This is a genomic window from Streptococcus sp. 27098_8_69 (assembly GCF_041432445.1).
In the GTDB taxonomy this organism is placed as follows: Bacteria; Bacillota; Bacilli; order Lactobacillales; family Streptococcaceae; genus Streptococcus.
The window spans coordinates 182642-201693 of record NZ_JAPVZO010000001.1; the positions used below are offsets into that span (position 1 = coordinate 182642).

Genomic DNA, 19052 nt, shown 5'->3' on the forward strand with positions numbered 1-19052 from the left:
GTACATAAAGTTTAAACAAGTTTATTCACGTTTCAAAATTATAATTTTTTCTTAAAATGAATAATTCTATTTGCCTCCTGAAATCCAATATTGAGATGAAATCTTATAGAATCCGTATTCGTTAAAGTACAGTCACTTGCAAATTCCTTACATCCTTTATTTTTCGCCCATTCCTCACATTTTGTACAGAGATTTTTAGCAATATCCTTTAAACGATATTCCTCGTCGACAATAATCCCTTCTAAGAATCCAACAGGACTATATTTACAACCTTCAACATAATCAAATCTGAGTGAACATAGTGCTAGACCTACAATTGTGTCACCTTCAACTTCAGTAAAGATTGCAGTATTTTTGCCATTCGTATATTTTTTCACTTCATCAATAGCTTCTTTATCGGTCAATTGGGGCCATAATTGTTTCATTAGTTTAGCCATTTTTATAGAATCTTTTGTTATTCCATCCATATTGATGTTCCTCCGCAAATTACAAGCAAATGTTTCGAATCATGCTGTTACTTTGTTACTCATTTATTGATACCAATACCATCCCCTTCTTCTTTTCGCTGTCTCAGATTGGAAGAGCAGAGCCACGCACTCAGCGGCTCGGACTTACCGTATCATTTCGTCGGTTTCCCTCCTCATTCTACGAGTCCTATCGCATAGAAGATCATTTACTTCTACTTCGCTGATGCCTCAACTCGTACAAGCAGTGATACCGCCTCAACATGAAACGAGTGAACACTAATTATGCCAGGTAGTCTTGTCTGTTCTATAAACTTTTTAACGATAGCATAAGGTTATTGTTAAATGGTATTACCTAGATAAACTGAGATTTTATTATTTCTTTTTCTTTGGTTTTGGTGTAGGTAACTCATCATACATTGAATTAAATAAGCCGGTTAAATATTCTTTGTTGTCAACATCATCTACCAATAGCATTTCCTTTGCACCTTCATACGGCAATTCGTATTCTACATTCGGCATATACGCTATTGCAGATTTGACAGGCTTCACTAAAAATCTATCATCATAAATTCCACCTATGATTTTCCCACGATAATAAATTATATACTCACCCATCATTGCTCTATATGATATTTCTTCCAACTCGGACAATTGTTCTAAAATGAAATCTAAATATTCTTTACTTGAAGCCATTTTTGCTATCTCCCTTAATTACTAAAATTTCAATAGTCCATTTTCATCAAATTGAAAATTGGGTCCCCAAGAAACTTCCCAATAATATCCATCTAAATCCGAAAAATATGCGTGATATCCACCCCAGAAAAGTCCCTGTGGCTCTTTTACAATTTTTCCACCTGCTTTTTATTACTAATTCTAGTACTCGCAAATATAGTAGAAATTAAATAACCAATAAAAATGATAATAAAAATAACATAGCAGCCAGTCTTACAACTTACTACTTTTCATATGATAATTTACAAATGTTTTTCCAGCCACTCGATCTTTTTAAAATCCTTATTGTTATTTTGTTCATTTCGATAGGAGTCTTGAGAAGAAGCTTTGTAAATACTTAGATACTGCTCCAGACTTGGAAGACGAAAAGTGATGCCTTCAATATGAATAAACTCTATATCCGATTCCGAAACTCCTGCAAAATCAGGTAAGGAATCGATACTTCCAAATTCAACACTCACTCGATCCTTTTTGAATTCATGCTCATGAATATCTATTAAGACGTAGCCTAAGTCTTTCATCACTTTCATTATCTTGTCCCAGTCATAAATTCTGAGATGATCAGGTGCTTCCCAACCTCTAGGGTCACCAGGCACATGAATGTCAATGTCAGACGGCCCCCAATTTTCTTTCGTTCTAAACTCCAATCCCAAAGACCCAATCAGTGTCGGTATAATTCCGACTCGATTTAAATGGGAACAAATGATTTTAAATTCTTCAAATAAGAGACTCATGTTTACTCTAAACCTTTCATCTAAATGTTCGTTATTTCTACTTTATTACCTTGAACAAAATCATCTTCATTTTCTAGAGTATATCCAGTTATTTTGGATACAAATTCTTTTCCTTCTTTTAAGGACCCAAATGCGACTAGATCTTTATAAGAAGGATTTTTATACAATTCCAACATATACATCTCTAGTCCTTCTGATTTTTGAACGATTATCCACATTTCACAAACAAGCTTACACATTCGACATGTGATAATATTTTTTTTGTACTAATAAACAAAAGGCAATGAAAATCATTTTAAAAGATACTGTGGAACGGAAAGATTTTCGCTAGTTCCAAAAGAAACGATATTCATCACTCCACTTTAAATTATAATAGATAATTCTCTAACATAGATCATCTAATTAGCAAATCGTTACTTTCAATAAAGGATATCCTGATCTAAATTTTAAAATGTTGTTTCCTTACTAATTCTATTACTAGCCAATATTGTATAAATTAAATAAGCTATAAAAATGATAATAAAAGTAAGATTAATCTTCAACACAAAATAGAGATTTAACAAATTTGCGAACGCATGAAATAATATACAATACCCCACAGATTTCGTTTGACGGTAAAGAAGTCCTAAAACAAAACTTAAAAATAACGTATGTATAAAAAATAAAATAAAAGGAAATCCTTGATGACTTTCTCCAACTATAAACCATAAAGGCAGATGCCAAATCCCCCAGATTGAACCTACAATCAAATTAGATTGCCAATAAGTATATTTTTTATCAAGTAATGGCTGTAGTATTCCTCTCCATCCTAATTCTTCATGCCCACCACCAAAAAAAATTAGTTGTATAAAGAATAATGGCATCAGATAAATTGATACTTCATTTAATTCTAAGGAAGATACAGAAAATAGTATCAAAATGGCTAACATATGAATAACAAGATAAATACTACTATTATCTCTCTTATTAAATAAAAAATGTTTAAATTTTACATTATTCCTTTTCAAATAAAAGCCACTTGCAATAGCTGGACCAAGTGCACCTACTATATGTAACATTCTCCCTATAAATGTTTCTAATCCAAAAATATGAGATTGAGTAAAGATGGCAAGAATCCCCCAAGCTATATAAGTAATTCCAAATGTAATATAAAGATAATTTTTTAAATTCCTTTTATCAATTTCTGTCATTCTATCTTCCTTATTTTGATTATTTTATATGTAATATCTGTCACTGCTTCTTTGTTGCTCACGATTATAACTACATATATTCTATCATAAAAATACAAAAAAAGCCTTACAATCAAGGCTTTTCACTATCCCTTTTGTTAGAAGATTTTTACGCATTTACCAGCAAAGCTACATACACGCAAAGAACTTTTTTTAACTAATGAATCTCTTCCAGCTCTTCTTTGACATATCCCTCGACACCTTCAATCTCTATAAAAGAATTATCTAGGTGACATAAGAAATGCCAATCTTCGGTGCCACGTTTTCTGTAGACAATCGCTTCGCTATCTTCACTTCCAAAATAGCTCCGATCGACTTCATACCCTATACTTTCTATGAACGCTTTTGCCTTGCGGAAGTTTGCTTCTCTTATTTTGATAGGTGGGAAAACAAGAACAGCTCAAGCCCACATTCGCTTTTCTATATGTTTAGTATATCATTTTTAAAGAAATAATGACTCGAAAAAAGCATCACCAAATACTAGGCAATGCTCGTAAGTTTTAAACTTAATTATTCTCCAATTGTGCTTGCAACTCTTTAATGCTATCTAGAGCACTCTGCAAATTATCGATGATATCTCCTGCCAATTCATCTGGTGACGGAAGATTATCTAAATCAGCTAGAGACTTATCTTTAATCCAGAAGATATCCAAGCTTGTCTTGTCGCGAGACATAATTTCATCTAAGCTAAATCGCCTGAAACGGCCATCAGGATTACTTTCTGACCAAGTTTCAGTCCGATTATGACGATTAGAGGGATTATAGCACTGGATAAAATCTTGCAAATCAGCACCAGTCATTGGATTTTTCTTAAGTGTAAAATGTACATTCGTTCTCAAATCATATACCCAAACCTCTTTCGTTTGAGCTTCTGGGCTTGCCGGACGTTTATCAAAGAATAATACATTCGCCTTTACGCCTGGCTTATAGAATATTCCTGTAGGCAATCTCAAAATCGTATGTAAATCAGTTGTTTCAAGCAACTTTTTACGGATAATTTCACCTGCTCCACCCTCAAACAATACATTATCAGGTAAGACAACTGCTGCTTTACCGGTTGACTTCAGAATCGTGTTGATATGCTGAATAAAGTTCAGCTGTTTATTGGAACTTGTCGTCCAAAAATCTTGACGATTATAAATAAGTTCTTCTTCTTCTTGCTCTCCGTCTTCATTCGTGAAAGTAAGTGAAGATTTTTTACCAAATGGTGGGTTAGTAAGGACATAATCTACACGATAACCTGGATCGAGTAACAAAGCATCTCCTAAGGTTACTGGCGCTTCTGTATAGATGTCACCAATATTATGGAGATAAAGATTCATCAAGGCTGTCTTAAAAGTCGCACCGACAATTTCATTTCCATAGAATGTCTTATCTTTTAAGAATTCCTTTTGTTCTCTGTCCAAAGAATAGTTATTTGGATTTGAAATATATGACTGAGCAGCTAAGAAAAATCCCCCACTTCCACAGCATGGATCTGCGATAGTCTTCATAGGCTCTGGAGCGATACACTCAACCATAGCTTTAATGAGCGGACGTGGAGTAAAGTATTGTCCTGCACCACTTTTAATATCTTCAGCGTTCTTTTGAAGTAACCCTTCATAGATTTCACCTTTAACATCTGAAGACATTGCAACCCATTTTTCGTTATTTATCATTTGTACGATGCGATAAAGGATCGCTGCATTGTTTATTTTGTTTGTCGCTCCTTTGAAAATCTGTCCAAGGATACCGGTCTTTTCACCAAGCGTTTCAAGAGTATTTTTATATTGTTCTTCAAGTTCAGCACCCTTGAGAGTACTTAAATCCTTCCATTTATAACCTTCTGGAATTCCGGTGTTACGATTATAGGGAGGTCTTGAATATTCATCCGCCATTTTAAGAAATAGCAGATATGTAAGTTGTTCCAAATAGTCTCCGTGAGAGACTCCGTCATCTCTAAGAGGATTACACATTCCCCACACTTTGGAGATGATTGCTGATGTATTTTCATTTACCATTTAATAATCTCCCTTCAAAGGCTTGTTTCAATATGCTTTGACGCATAGCGGTAGCTTGTTGCAAGGCATCATTTACTGTTTTCTCTATATTGTTATATGCAGTAAGTTGCGTATCAAGATTATCTACAATTCTAAGTTGTTCATTTATTGAACATACAGGAATGTCTATATTTCTACATGTTTCAAGAGTTAAATTGAATTGTCCCGCGGTAGCTTTAGTTTGTTTACTCATTTTTTCTACAGTTTCTGAAGACATAAGAAAATATGCTAAATATCTATTATTTAACTCCTCTTTGCATCTAAAACGTGCAATGGCCTGATTGATGTTCCACTCATCATAGGAACTTGGAACTATTGATACTTTGCCCATAGGTGGACCAACAATATTCATTAATACATCTCCGGGATAAACAATAGATCGTGCTAATGAAGTCTCATGAATAGATTTTGCAATAAATGTTGGTTCGATAGTAAAATCTAAACTTCCATCAAAAGTTAAATTATATACCTTTATGAACGGTATACTCTTATCCTCAAGTTGAAACTCCGCTTTTTTGGGCGTAGTTCCTTTTGTAATGAAGAAGCATAAATCTTCAGCTTTTTTTAATTCGATGCATCTAGAAAAAGCACTCTTTAATACAGCTTGTTTATATAGCTTTAGCTGTGCTTTTGTCGCGTTCAAAGTCTCCACAGCATTATCAAGATCAGAGAATAGTTCCTCAATTTTTGCAACAATGCGTTCTTGTTCTTCTATAGAAGGGTAGGAAATCTCATAATTTGTGAAATTAGACATCCTAACATATTTAACTGTTGATCCAAATTTTTTCTGATCATTAAAATTACGCCAGTATAATTGCATATGATAAAACAAGTACTTTGGTAAGATCGTTATATCATTCAAAACGTATGTACGTTGATATGCATCAAACTCACCATCATAATAGAAAACTAATCCAATATCTCCATTTCCAGGAACTATAACAGATTCTCCTGTAAATGAATATGTATCACACATTGAATATTGATTAGAACATGTATAGAATCGATACTTTCCTTCTTTATTAGCGTGATTTGCATCGTGTTTACCTGTTTTTATTGTGCATATATCTGGTAATTTAGCTTTTGTATATTTCATATTTTTTACCATTCTTACGCCACCAATTCTACATTCATTTCATATAATATATTTTTATAGTTATCACCAAATGCCTCATAGAAGCCAAGTAAGCCTCCCTTGTGGTCAAATGGCGTATAATCTAAGTCCTCATCCAAAATACTCAAAGACGAGATGATATGGTCTTTGATAAGACGAAGCCATTCCATCTGGTCTTCTGTGAATTGCAAATACCCTGCATTCTTTTTAAAGGTCCAGTCCTTAAAGTTTTGGTTCACACAGTCTGCAAAGGGTGACAATTCAGTTACTACTCCCATTTCATAACGAATTAATGAAATCAAATCCGTGATTTGTGCCATTGTGCTACGTTTTTTCACTTTTTCAACATCTTTAGTCGCGTACGCTTCCCAAACTCGATCCACAGTTAAGTTTTTCTGTTGTAATGTCTCATACAAAGCTTTCAATTGCTGGATAACCATTGGTCTATCTTTATAGGATTTGTTGTAAATGATGCGCAATGCAATAATCTCATCCTTATTCTCCTCAATAAATTCACGGAAAGTAAGAATGGTTTTGCTGACATTTTCATCTTTTTGTGAATCATATCCAGCAAACAAGACTGAATCAATATTCACACTATCAATTATTTGCGTATGATTCTTATGGACATTCTCAATAAAATCTCGAGCATCTGGGTTAAAGAATGGATCAGTCGCTTCTCTCAGCAAAGATTTTTGAGCTTTTTTGATTTCTTTTTCATTTGGTATGTCCGAACTAGCCAACTCTTGTGCTCGTTCAAAAATAGTATCTTCATCATGAGCGTGTAATAAATTGTAAGCTATATCACGCGCTGAAGCACCCACGATTACAACAAAATCTTTCTGCTCCTTCTTGGTCAATCTCTTATCCAGTCTTGTAATTCGTTCTGCCAGTGAATTCAACGTGTCTTCACTACTATCACCTAAAGTAACATTCAGCATCAACTCTTTAAGAGAAATACCCAATTTTCGCTCAAATGACTTTGTTTCTATTTTATTAGAATTCGTAACACCTACCGCATCTACAATAACAAAGTGATCCTTGCTTTCAGTAGCTGATGGAGAAACTTTTTTTAAGTCTTCCAAGCTCAGTGTACGTGTGCCACGACCAACCATTTGTTCATAGAAGTTTTTACTTCTTACGTCACGCATGAAAATCAAACACTCAAGTGGTTTGATATCTGTTCCTGTAGCAATCATATTCACTGTGACTGCAATACGAGGATAGAAGTCATTTCGAAATGAGGTCAATACCGTATCCGCATCCTTGGCAGCATAGGTAATTTTCTTACAGAATTCATTCCCTTCTCCGAATTCTTCACGAACAATATTGATAATATCATCTGCATGACTATCCGTCTTAGCAAAAATTAGAGTTTTAGGAACTTCTTTTCGATACGGAAAAAGTTCAGTCTCTAACTTTTCCTTAAATGTTCTAATGACTGTTCGAATTTGACTTGGATTTACGACACTTTTATCTAACGTACTTTTATCATACTCGATGTCTTCATCCATCTCCGCCCAGCGTTTTTTCCGACTCTTACGTTCACGATACTCAATATATCTCTTCAGAATCTGACCACCTTTTTGAGTAACCTCTGTATCAATATGGTAAATGTCCTCCCCAACATTGACACCATCAATAATGGCTTGTTCACGTCTGTACTCACTGACTAGATTTTCATTAAAGAAAGCAAAAGTTCTTTTATCTGGTGTAGCAGTCAAACCAATCAAAAAGGCATCGAAATAAGTTAAAACCTGTTGCCAAACATTATAAATCGAGCGGTGGCACTCATCAATAATGATACAATCGAAAAACTCTGGAGGGTATTTTTCATTATAAACAACCTCTTTAGGTGTTTTACTATCTGCGGTAACATACGTTTCCAATGACTCTTCTTCATCAGCATCATCCAAATCTTCTTCTTTTAGAATGGAATACATCCGCTGTACCGTACTAATACATACTTGGACATCATTTGGTATGTAAGAACTTGATAGACGCCTAACACCGTATAATTGAGAGAAACTTCTTGGATCATCATTTGGTTTATAGGCAAGAAATTCTGATTCAGCTTGCTCTCCTAGACTTTTAGTATCCACAAGAAAAAGGATACGTTTCATTTTTCCATATTTCAAAAGACGGTAGGCTTGTGTAATTGCAGTAAAAGTTTTACCTGCTCCTGTTGCCATTTGAACCAAAGCACGAGGTTTGTTTTCTGCAAAAGATTGGCTTAGATTAGTAATCGCAGTAACCTGACAATCACGAAAACCTGTCTCATCAAACTCTGGGACCCTTTTTAAGTTATTCCGTACGGTATCATTTTGTTCTAGCAACTCTTCCAAAAATTCAGGTCTATGAAAAGAAAATACTTCACGAGAGCGATATTTCTCATCTTTATAATCCGTAAAACGAATTAGTAAATCTGTTGCTTCATAGGCAAAACGAATCTCAGGTGATTTTTTGATTCTCTTAAATTCACTCTCTGCATAGCGCTTAGATTGATTTTCAACAACAGTAATATTTTCGCCTTCATCTGTTGGTTTTGCTTCTACTACCCCAACAGCTTCACCATCAATAAAAAGGACATAATCTACTGGTCCTGTATCCGTTGCAAATTCTCGAACGGCAACTCCCAATGAAGCCCGCGGGTTTAATTCCTCCATTTTTTGAAGTATCCATCCAGCTTCTTCTAATTTTTTATCAATAATAATTCTAGCTTCTTGTTCTGGTGTCATTTCTCATTCTCCTAAAGCTCAAAAAGAGCTTTCATTCAAAATTGTTGAAGGACTAATAGGATTCCTTTATGGTGAAAGCATAAAGGAAGGGTACCCTTCGCAATTTTTTATTTAAGTATATTATATCATTTCAAAACTATTTTTTCTATTAAGCTGACATCGGATAAAGCAATAATACAACTGATTTTTCGAGACTAATAATCAATTAAAACATCATCAAATTCTAATAATAATCCATCCGAAATAAATAATAAGGTATTGAATACTTTTAAAAATTGTAATTCTGAGATTTCCTTATCCCAGCGACCATGTCCAACCATATGTCGATTAGGTTCATCAAGTGTAAACATTTCCGTATATTGAAAAAAATTATATAGCCATTTAAATAAACCAAAATAGGTCAAGGAATGTTTTTCTATTTTATCCTCTATCCCCTTTACAGCTCTATATCCGACTATATTTCTCTTTCTGCTTTTATCATCTTCTATGCTTAACTCTTCAGCTATTCTGTTTACAGCACCGTCGATAGCTAATGTAGCAAGAGTATAAGCTGCGTAATAATTTTTGCACTTGTAACAGTCATACATTGAATCAATCAGATAAGAAGAATACCAATGGCACTTACTTAGTTTCTCAATTGTATCTTTGTTATCTAAGTCCCTTTTAAGTAATTCTACCCACTCGTTTTCAATTTCAGATATATCAGCAGATTTCAAACGCTCGAATGTATTACCTACAAAGTAATATACGACCCATCCCTTATCTGCTGTTTTTTCAATATGAAGTTTTATATCTTCATATTCTTCATCTGTATAAGGTTTTGGAATTTTTTGGACTATCTCACCTAACCCAGAAATAATATCAGCATAATTTATCTGAGTAGTTTCGACAATCCTTTTAGCAGATTCAGAAATTACTTGGATTGATTTTAAAGTTTGAGGTGAAATAGCTTTATTGTAAACAACCGAGGCTTTACTCAATGATTCACCTAAAACAATTGCCATTTTAGACAATTGTGAATTATAGTGATAAGAAATTTTAGCAATATCTTTATAAGCAGATAACTCCATAAGTGTCTTAACACTATTTGCAACACCTTCTACTTGAGGAGTTAATGATATAGTTGGATTTTCAACCGTTACGTCTTCAATTGTTTTTTTATCATCAATAACTTCGTCTTGATTAACTTCTTTATTTTTATCCATAAATCAATTATATCATCTGATAATAAAAAATTCCCACTAAGAAAATACTTAATGGAGATAGTTTATAAACTTAAATCATCCCAAACTAAGCCAAAGCATCTTTGATTGCTTCTTCTTTTTCAGGGGGACGAGTTGGAACACGTTGATCGCCTTCCTCCTTGCTTGATTTGTTGAGATTCTCACGTTCGATAAAGTCAAACTGTCGTTTCACTTGTGCAATGTAGAGACCAGAAACCTTGAAACCATATTTCTTCAAAATATAGTCTTGGATTTCAGGATAAGTCGCATCCTTTCTGATGTAAAGTGACTCAATATCTTCTTCATTAATTTCAAGTTGGATATGGTTGTCGACATCTAGTTTGGACAATAGCGCAACGTGATGCGTTTGTGGACTCAAAAGGTAAGGGGAGTTCAAAGCTCCAGTGGAGCTTTGAAGCATCTCGCCTTGAAATGTAAAAGCGAGATGTTTAGCTGCGTTTCTCTAACAAACTCACACACTCCACATGGTGCGTTTGCGGGAAAAGATCCACAGGTTGGACTTTCTTTAATTCATAGCCCAATTCTTGATAGAGTTTGATATCACGCGCCATGGTGGCGACATTACATGAGATATAGGCAATGCGGTCAGCTCCTGTTTGGGCGCTTGCTTTGATAAAGCTTTCGGTCAAGCCCTTACGTGGAGGGTCAACCAGGATGGCAGTTGGTTGGATGCCTTTCTTGAGCCAATTCTTCATGGCATTTTCAGCTGTATCGCAGACATAGTGGGCATTGGTGATATTGTTTAAAGCAGCATTCTTCATGCTATTTTCCACGGCTTCAGAGATGACTTCTACCCCATAGACTTCCTTTACATAATTAGCGACAGATAAACCAATAGTCCCAATTCCTGAGTAGGCATCAATGACCACGTCCTCTGCTCTTAACTCTGCAAAGTCAATGGCTGTTTGATAAAGCTTCTCTGCCATTTCGGTATTGACCTGGTAAAAGGCTGGTCCAGAGATTTGGAAATCATTGCCCAACATTTGGTCAGTAATGTAGTCTTGACCATAAAGCGTACGCCATTCTTTCCCAAAAATTGCATTAGTATTCTGGTCATTGATATTCTGCATAACAGACACAATTTCTGGAAATTGTTTGATGAGTTGTTCAATCACCTGTTCAACTCTGAAAACTTTAGGACGAGTTGTCACCAAAATAACCATGATTTGTCCTGAATGATATCCACGACGCACAACAAGGTTACGAATCAAGCCTGACTGTTCCTTCTCATCATAAGGCTTTAAGTCATATCGACGGAGCAAATCTCGCAAAGCCACAATAACTTGATCAATGACTGGATCCTGAATGTAAAAATCTTCCAATGGCATAAGGTCATGAGAATTCTTACGGAAGAAACCAGTTTCTAGAACACCATTAACACGACGAACAGGTACCTGAGCCTTGTTGCGATACTTGATAGGATTTTCCATACCAAGAGTATCAGCAACCTCTACATCCATGATTCCAGCAATCTTATAAAGACTATCTTTTACTTGCTTGGTTTTGAACTTGAGTTGTTCTGGATAAGCTAGATGTCCCAAGTCAGCGATCCCTGAACGCAGGTAAGCCAAATCTAAATCTTGGTTGCGATGTGGTGATTGCGTAAGGTATTCCTCGACTTTACCAAAGCCAATCTTCTTGTTGACTTTAAGGACACGCATGAGGATTTTCTCAGTCGGAAGAGCATTCTCAACAAAAAAGACCAAGCCATCTACCTTAGCAACACCTGCTCCTTCATGTGTCAAATCGACAATCTCTACTTCTACAATATCATTTTTCTTTAACATATTTTTCACTTTCTATCAGCCAACAAAAAAAGACGGCAACTGTTCTGTTACCATCTATTATACCATGAATTAGTCTAAGCACCAAAACTCTTGAAAAAGTTTACAATTGCTTGCCAAATAGCACTGAGGATATTGCCACCGTCTTGAATAGCTTTATTAGCATCAAAGTTAAGGTCGATATTGCTAAAACTATCTCCTGCTTGCGCAACGATACTTTGTTTCAGATCCTTTAGAGTCTTTGTAAAGTCTTCGTTATTCAAAATATCGCTCTTAGAAAGATTAAAGGCAAAGTTGATGATGACATTGATCTGGTTTCCTGTTATAACCTGATCCAGCTTATAATTTTTCAACGTATCTTCAACGATCTTACGAACATCATCTTCAGTAAGCTCACCCTTAGACTCTTTTGCTTTAGCAATCGCAGATTTGATATCGGCAAGGGCTACATTGAGTTTATTGGCATCATAGCCTGATTTGTCCTTATTTTCATCGTTGATGTCTGACAAGGCTTTTAGTTCTTCCTGAGCTAGGTCTTTATTTTCTTGAGGAAGTTGAACACCATTAGCTTCTAGTGAATAGTAAATACCTGCTAGGGCACTTTCACCTGTTACAGGGATTGGTGCAGCAACGGTGATACGAGCATGTTCCACACCCAAGGTAACAGCCGCATTACGGTACATATCTTGTGTCACTTTAGTAATATTTTCAGGGGTTTCAATCTTCACTTCAAGTGGAGATTTTTCACCCAATTTTTGAATTTTTGCAGATGAATAGAGCTGGAGACTAGAGTCATTGGCGACGTTCATAATCTTTGAGTAGACATCTGGCGTCATAGTCTTCAGTTCTTTGGTATCTGTAGAGGCATTATAACCGAGTTTTTTTAATGTTTGATTTTTTTGATCTTCAGTGAGAGAAGAACCCAAGACGTACTCAGGTTGAACATAAGTTTCATCAATTACTTTTTGAACATCAGTGGCTGCTTGAGCGCTTTGCAAAGTTGCAACTGCTAAAAGAACTGCAGCACTAGTCAGAAAGAATTTCTTTCGCATGAGACGTTCCTCCTTTTCCTATCTAGCATAGTAAATTAGCCTTAAAGAAAGCTTATAAAAGCACCTAGAATTTTCTAAGTGCTTAAAATAGATTAAAAAATTTAATAATGTAAAGATTTAGTTGAACCTGTCTAGAATAATAATAGTTTCCACCATCCACATAGAGTTCTCCACCTTGAAAGATGGAAATTGGATTGACATAGCGATAGGTTTTTCCAGTTGTATTTCCTAAAGTTGGCGCAACAGTATCTCTTGAGTATTGCTTGGCTAGTGCAAGGGTATTTTCTTTCCCATTTTGGGCGATAAAATCGATATAAGCAGGCCCAAAGTTATAGGCCTGTACAGCAGTCCAAACATCTACACCCTTTTCTTGAGCTAAATAAAGATTCTCTGTCAAGGTTTGAATTCCCTGACGAATACTACTCCTATTGTCAGAAATCGTATTTGTAGTTCCGCTGGCAGACTCACTTGACTGCATCACGTCACTTTCTTTACCTTTGGTTTCGGTATAAATCATGGCCAGGACTAGTTCTTCATTTGCTGGCGTATCTTGCTCACTTAAAACCTCTCGTACCAAGGATTGATAGGTCATGACCTGCTTCACATCCCGATACATATGAAAAAGTTTATAACTAGTAAATAAGATAAGAACAAGCACCAAGACCCTTCTTATAAATTTAAACATTATTTGCTTTGTATATCCTCGATGTTTTTGATTAAGATAGAGTAGGTTCCGTTGTCATTTTGGATAAATTCGACCGACTCAGCATCTTGATAAATATTGTTGGGTACAATTAATTCAATCCCATTTGACAGAGAAAGTTTTTGGTTTTCAAATTTCTTTAATTGGCGACTAGCATCAATTTCATCAAACTGAACTGGCTCTGGCACTGCTTCCTTGACTTGGTCAATAAAGCTAAGACGTGCAGTGAGATTGTTGTCAAAAAGGTCATTAGCCAATTTTTCAGGAGACAATTCATTGCTTTCTTCAAGATTGTTGAAAATAGCAGACTTGACCTTGGATTGAAACTGAAAATCGTCTGTGTTGAATGTCTCTGCAATTCTCTGAGCTGTTTTTTCCAGTTCCTTGATGGACTTCTTAGGTGAAATCTTTGGGTGAGCCTGAATCAGATTCTCAGAAAAATAGTTCAAAAAAGTTCCGTTATACTTGATTCGTTTCTCAATCAGGTGATATTTTCGGCTTTGAAGATTGACCACCAAGGCCTCGTCAGCCCCTGTACCAAATCCAGGCAGGTTATTCTGAGTCAGCTTGATTGGATTATCAACCTCTCCACCCAGATGGGTTAAGGTCTCACGCAGGGCAATTCGCAAGAAAGCAAAATGTTCCACTCCTTCTTTAGAAAACTGCACAAAAATCAAGTCATTGGTCTTAAGATTTTCAGAAATGCTGAATTCCTCTTTCCAGAGATTAGCCAGCGTCACCGATGTCTCCAACAAATCGTCTGTGATGTGATTGAAGAAGGGATTTTCTTCTTCGAAAATCCCAGTCTTAGCTTCATCTGAATACACACGCTCAATTTTTTTACGCAGGTATTCTTCGATTTTTGGAGTGATATTGAGAAATTTATCCGCTAGAAACAAGTCCGTGTCATCTGGGCTGAACTGATGGATAATGGCTTTCTTAATATAAATGTCCATAAAAGTATTAGTCCTCATACAATGGGAAGGCATCTGTCAATTCTTTAACTGCGCTTCTCACTTCTTCTAAAACAGCTTCATTTTCTGCATTCTTAAGAGCTTTAATGATGAGCTCAGCCACTTTACGGCTCTCTGCTTCACCAAATCCACGTGCAGTAATGGCTGCAGATCCGATACGAATACCACTTGTCTTAAATGGTGACAAGGTTTCGTAAGGGATTGAGTTTTTGTTTAGGGTAATATTGACTTCATCCAGCAAGTTTTGAGCAACTTTTCCGTTCTCTACAACCTTAGTTACATCAACTAGGAAAAGGTGGTTTTCAGTTCCGCCAGAAATGATACGGAAATCAGGGTCTTGCAAGAAGACATCTGCCATAGCCTTGCTGTTCTTGATGACATTGGTAGCATATTCCTTGAAGGCTGGATCCAAAACTTCTTTGAAAGACACAGCTTTAGCAGCGATAACGTGCTCCAAAGGGCCGCCTTGGATACCTGGGAAAATAGCTGAATTAATCTTCTTAGCAAGGTCTTCGTCATTAGTCAAAATCAAACCACCACGTGGTCCACGAAGGGTTTTGTGGGTCGTTGTTGTTGTAATATGTGCATAAGGGACTGGACTTGGATGAAGACCTGCAGCAACCAAACCAGCAATGTGCGCCATATCGACCATGAGTTTAGCACCAACAGCATCAGCAATTTCACGGAATTTTGAAAAATCAATAATTTGAGAATAAGCTGAAGCCCCTGCTACGATTAGTTTGGGTTTCACTTCTTGTGCTTGTTTTAAGATAGCATCAAAGTCCAAGAGTTCAGTCTCAGGATCAACACTATAAGAAACAAAGTTGTAGGTTTGACCAGAGAAGCTTACAGGAGCCCCGTGGGTCAAGTGACCACCTGCTGCCAAATCCATTCCCATGACCGTATCACCTGGCTCAATCAAAGCCATGTAAGCTGCACAGTTGGCTTGACTTCCTGAGTGAGGTTGGACATTGGCAAACTTGGCACCAAAGATTTCTTTTGCACGTTCAATAGCTAGACTTTCAACGATATCTACTACATCAGTACCACCGTAATAACGACGTCCTGGGTAACCTTCAGCGTATTTATTGGTCAAGATAGACCCTTGAGCTGCCATAACAGCCTTAGAAACAACATTTTCAGAGGCGATTAGCTCAATATTGTTTTGTTGGCGTTCTTCTTCTTTGGCAATGGCATTCCAGAGATCTGCGTCATAAACTTTAAAATCATCTTTGTCAAAAATCATAGGTCTTCTCCTTTATAGTGTGACAGGTCCTTTAGTTTTGTTCTACATAAATCAAACTAAAAGATGCGAATAAACCGTTTCTGCACTTTATCACAAGCATAACCAACTTTTTCATAAAATGCATGAGCACCCAGACGATGATCGGCAGAGTTTAAGCGAATAAACTCATAACCACGTCTTTTTGCTTCTTGTTCCAACCCTTGTAGTAAACTTTTACCAATACCCTGACCCTGTGTTTGAGGCAAAACAGCTAAAGCTAGGATATTAAAACCTGGTTTTGAATAAAGGGATTCATAAACCTCGGCATGAACATACCCAAGTAAGTCATGGCTGGTCGGTTCCTCAAACCCCAGTAGAAAGTGATGGGGGTCTTGAGACAACTTAGCTAGTTGACTAGACGTTTCCTCTAAACTAAACGAATAGTCTAAAGCTTCTTTGTTAATCTCACAAATAGCTGCAACATCTGCTGTTTTCAAATCACGTAGCATATCATACCTCCTCAAAAGGAATGGCTGGTATCTTGGCAAGGATATCTTCTTGAGTGATGGAACCTTGCCGTAAAATTTTTACCTTCTTACCAGTTAAATCTAAAATAGTAGAATCTTTACCTGTTAAAAAAGCATCGTCTTCTAGTCCCAAGACCTCTTGGTCAAAATCTTGAAGAATCATGTGAAAATCTACTCCACTTGATTGCCCTGAGATATTGGCAGAAGGTCCTATTAAGGGGCCAAACTCACGAATCAAGTCCAGAGTTACTGGATGACTCGGCATGCGAAATCCAACAGTCGTCAAATCTGAATTGACCCAGTAGGGAACCTTGTCATTAGCTTCTAAGATAATGGTCAAAGGGCCTGGTAAAAAACTTTCAACCAGTTTATTGAGATAAGGTGGATGATTCTTAGAAAAGTTCAAGATATCGTCTAAACTTGCGACATTGAGATTGAGTGCCTTGTCTCTTGGGCGACGTTTAAGCTGATAAACATGGTCAACTGCCTTTTTATCCAAAGCTTTTGCAAAGAGACCATAAACTGTTTCTGTCGGCAAAACTACAGCTCCACCATTTTCAAGCTCTTTCTTAATTTTCTCCATCATCAATGACAACCATCCTATCTTGGCCAAATTGGTCTTTGAGCGTTCGAACTCTCTTCTCGGGAAAATTCTCCTTGAAAAGAACTGGAACGCATTGTCCTTGTTTGTAGCCAATTTCAAGATAAATCTTACCACCATCATTTAGATAGTCCTTTGATTCTTCCGCAATTCTGCGATAGATCGCTAGACCATCCTCATCTGCAAAGAGGGCTAAATGTGGCTCTGAATGGAGAACATTCAAACCTACTTCTGCCTCATCTACTCGAGATATGTAAGGTGGATTGGATACAATTATATCATATTTTGAAGAAATTTCGGAGAAACAGTCAGATTTAATAAAAGATAATGTTAGACCTTGATTATTAGCGTTTTCCATCGCCAAATCCAAAGCATCCTGAGAAATATCGGCAGCTGTGATTGTCCAATCAGGTCTATTTTTAGCTAAAGCAAGAGCAATAGCACCACTCCCTGTTCCAATATCTAGAACTTTGAGATTTTCCTCTGGATTCTCAGCTAGGATGAGATCCACCAACTCTTCTGTCTCTGGGCGAGGAATCAAGACCCGCTCATCAACCTTTAACTGCATCCCAAAGAATTCAGCATGACCGATAAGATACTGGGCGGGTATATGAGTTGCCAATTTCCCGTAAATGTCCTCTACAAACTGTCTTTCTTCCTCTGAAATTTCTTGCTGAAGAGCAAAGACGAAGTCTGTAAAAGATAGATTTTTCTGGCTACGATAGACAAAAGAGAGGCTTTCTGCTTCCTCTCCCTGTGCTATCAACTTTTCCTCAAAATCCTTAAAAATTTGAGCTAGTTTCATTATTTGTTTAATTCTTCCAATTTTTGCGTTTGGTCGTAAAGAACCAAGGCGTCCACAACTTCATCTAGTTTACCAGACAAAATAGTATCAAGTTTTTGAAGGGTTAAGCCAATACGGTGGTCTGTCACACGGTTTTGTGGGAAGTTATAAGTACGGATACGCTCTGAACGATCACCAGTACCGATTGTAGACTTACGCTCAGCATCTTGCTCATCTTGGGCAATTTGAGCAAAGTGGTCTGCCACACGCGCACGGATGATCTTCATAGCTTTTTCACGGTTTTTCTGCTGGGTACGTTCTTCCTGCATTTCAACCTTGATATTGGTTGGCAAGTGAACGATACGAACGGCAGTCGCAACCTTGTTGACGTTTTGTCCACCAGCTCCAGATGCGTGGTAAATATCCACACGAAGGTCTTTTGGATCAATATCGTACTCTACTTCTTCTACCTCAGGCATAACAAGGACAGTTGCTGTCGAGGTATGAACACGACCTTGGCTTTCTGTCACAGGGACACGTTGAACACGATGGGCACCAGACTCATACTTAAGCTTAGAGTATACAGACTGACCTGATACCATGGCAACCACTTCCTTGAAACCACCGACACCGTTCATAGAAGCCTCCATGACTTCAAAGCGCCAGCCTTGAGCTTCAGCGTACTTTTGGTACATGGTTAGCAAATCACCAGCAAAGAGGGCTGCTTCATCTCCACCAGCTGCTCCACGGATTTCAAGTATGATGTTCTTGTCATCGTTTGGATCTTTAGGAAGGAGCAAGATTTTCAGTTTTTCTTCGTACTCTTCTTTTTCAGCCTTAGCATCTTTCAATTCTTGTTTGGCCATTTCTTCCAAGTCAGCATCTCCGCCTGATTCTTTAATCATCTCTTCGGCATCGATAATGTTTTGAAGGACTTGTTTGTATTCACGGTAGGCTGTTACTGTATCACGAGTTGAAGCTTCTTCTTTGGACAATTCCATGAAGCGTTTGGTATCAGAGACCACATCTGGGTCACTGAGCAATTCTCCCAACTCTTCATAACGGTCTTCTACAGCTTGTAGTTGATCATAGATGTTCATTTTTT

At 36.9% G+C, this 19052-nt stretch carries 18 protein-coding genes and 2 pseudogenes; all 20 read right to left on the minus strand.

Features of this window, described 5'->3' with window-relative positions:
• Positions 1-38: 38 nt before the first annotated feature.
• Positions 39-467, minus strand: coding sequence for an aminoglycoside 6'-N-acetyltransferase (gene aac(6'), locus O3658_RS01010; protein WP_371558968.1), 429 nt, complete (start codon positions 465-467; stop codon positions 39-41).
• A gap of 372 nt (positions 468-839) precedes the next feature.
• Positions 840-1160 (minus strand): TfoX/Sxy family protein, encoded by a 321-nt coding sequence (locus tag O3658_RS01015; RefSeq protein WP_009730799.1) that lies wholly within the window; start codon positions 1158-1160, stop codon positions 840-842.
• Between the two features lie 21 nt (positions 1161-1181).
• A pseudogene (locus O3658_RS01020) lies at positions 1182-1322 on the minus strand (VOC family protein); the annotation flags it as partial.
• A gap of 119 nt (positions 1323-1441) precedes the next feature.
• Entirely contained in the window at positions 1442-1933 is a 492-nt protein-coding gene (locus O3658_RS01025) for a nucleotidyltransferase (RefSeq protein WP_371558969.1), read from the minus strand.
• 446 nt (positions 1934-2379) lie between these two features.
• The gene (locus O3658_RS01030; protein ID WP_371558970.1) at positions 2380-3123 is read right to left on the minus strand and encodes a lysostaphin resistance A-like protein; all 744 of its coding nucleotides are present in this window, start codon (positions 3121-3123) and stop codon (positions 2380-2382) included.
• 196 nt (positions 3124-3319) lie between these two features.
• Positions 3320-3541, minus strand: a pseudogene (locus tag O3658_RS01035) (hypothetical protein); the annotation flags it as partial.
• A 127-nt stretch (positions 3542-3668) separates the two neighbouring features.
• Entirely contained in the window at positions 3669-5162 is a 1494-nt protein-coding gene (locus O3658_RS01040) for an N-6 DNA methylase (RefSeq protein ID WP_371558971.1), read from the minus strand.
• Positions 5152-6309: a restriction endonuclease subunit S gene (locus O3658_RS01045; protein ID WP_371558972.1), complete on the minus strand. Its 1158-nt coding sequence runs from the start codon at positions 6307-6309 to the stop codon at positions 5152-5154. The genes O3658_RS01040 and O3658_RS01045 overlap by 11 nt, the downstream gene beginning before the upstream one ends.
• Positions 6310-6311: 2 nt before the next feature.
• Positions 6312-9053 carry a DEAD/DEAH box helicase family protein gene (locus O3658_RS01050; protein ID WP_371558973.1) on the minus strand — a complete coding sequence of 914 codons (2742 nt, stop codon included), beginning with the start codon at positions 9051-9053 and terminating at the stop codon, positions 6312-6314.
• Positions 9054-9247: 194 nt separating this feature from the next.
• Positions 9248-10258: a hypothetical protein gene (locus O3658_RS01055; protein ID WP_371558974.1), complete on the minus strand. Its 1011-nt coding sequence runs from the start codon at positions 10256-10258 to the stop codon at positions 9248-9250.
• An 85-nt stretch (positions 10259-10343) separates the two neighbouring features.
• Positions 10344-10673, minus strand: coding sequence for a Clr5 domain-containing protein (locus tag O3658_RS01060; RefSeq protein ID WP_371558975.1), 330 nt, complete (start codon positions 10671-10673; stop codon positions 10344-10346).
• Positions 10674-10725: 52 nt separating this feature from the next.
• A complete protein-coding gene (gene rlmD / locus O3658_RS01065; RefSeq protein WP_371558976.1) occupies positions 10726-12084 on the minus strand; it encodes a 23S rRNA (uracil(1939)-C(5))-methyltransferase RlmD in 1359 nt (452 codons plus the stop codon).
• A gap of 74 nt (positions 12085-12158) precedes the next feature.
• Positions 12159-13133, minus strand: a complete 975-nt coding sequence (locus tag O3658_RS01070; RefSeq protein WP_001227374.1) for a DUF1002 domain-containing protein — start codon at positions 13131-13133, stop codon at positions 12159-12161.
• 82 nt (positions 13134-13215) lie between these two features.
• Positions 13216-13818 carry a lysozyme family protein gene (locus tag O3658_RS01075; RefSeq protein ID WP_371558977.1) on the minus strand — a complete coding sequence of 201 codons (603 nt, stop codon included), beginning with the start codon at positions 13816-13818 and terminating at the stop codon, positions 13216-13218.
• Complete coding sequence (locus tag O3658_RS01080) at positions 13818-14792, minus strand: nucleoid-associated protein (protein WP_371558978.1); 975 nt, start codon at positions 14790-14792, stop codon at positions 13818-13820. The genes O3658_RS01075 and O3658_RS01080 overlap by 1 nt, the downstream gene beginning before the upstream one ends.
• Before the next feature lie 7 nt (positions 14793-14799).
• On the minus strand, positions 14800-16056 hold the full coding sequence (glyA, locus tag O3658_RS01085; protein WP_371558979.1) for a serine hydroxymethyltransferase: 1257 nt from the start codon (positions 16054-16056) through the stop codon (positions 14800-14802).
• A gap of 56 nt (positions 16057-16112) precedes the next feature.
• Positions 16113-16544, minus strand: coding sequence for a GNAT family N-acetyltransferase (locus O3658_RS01090; protein ID WP_371558980.1), 432 nt, complete (start codon positions 16542-16544; stop codon positions 16113-16115).
• A gap of 1 nt (position 16545) precedes the next feature.
• Positions 16546-17148 carry an L-threonylcarbamoyladenylate synthase gene (locus O3658_RS01095; protein WP_371558981.1) on the minus strand — a complete coding sequence of 201 codons (603 nt, stop codon included), beginning with the start codon at positions 17146-17148 and terminating at the stop codon, positions 16546-16548.
• Positions 17132-17968 (minus strand): peptide chain release factor N(5)-glutamine methyltransferase, encoded by an 837-nt coding sequence (prmC, locus tag O3658_RS01100; RefSeq protein WP_371558982.1) that lies wholly within the window; start codon positions 17966-17968, stop codon positions 17132-17134. The genes O3658_RS01095 and prmC overlap by 17 nt, the downstream gene beginning before the upstream one ends.
• Positions 17968-19047 carry a peptide chain release factor 1 gene (gene prfA / locus O3658_RS01105; RefSeq protein WP_001028810.1) on the minus strand — a complete coding sequence of 360 codons (1080 nt, stop codon included), beginning with the start codon at positions 19045-19047 and terminating at the stop codon, positions 17968-17970. Before prfA ends, prmC begins: the two co-directional genes overlap by 1 nt.
• Between the last annotated feature and the right edge of the window lie 5 nt (positions 19048-19052).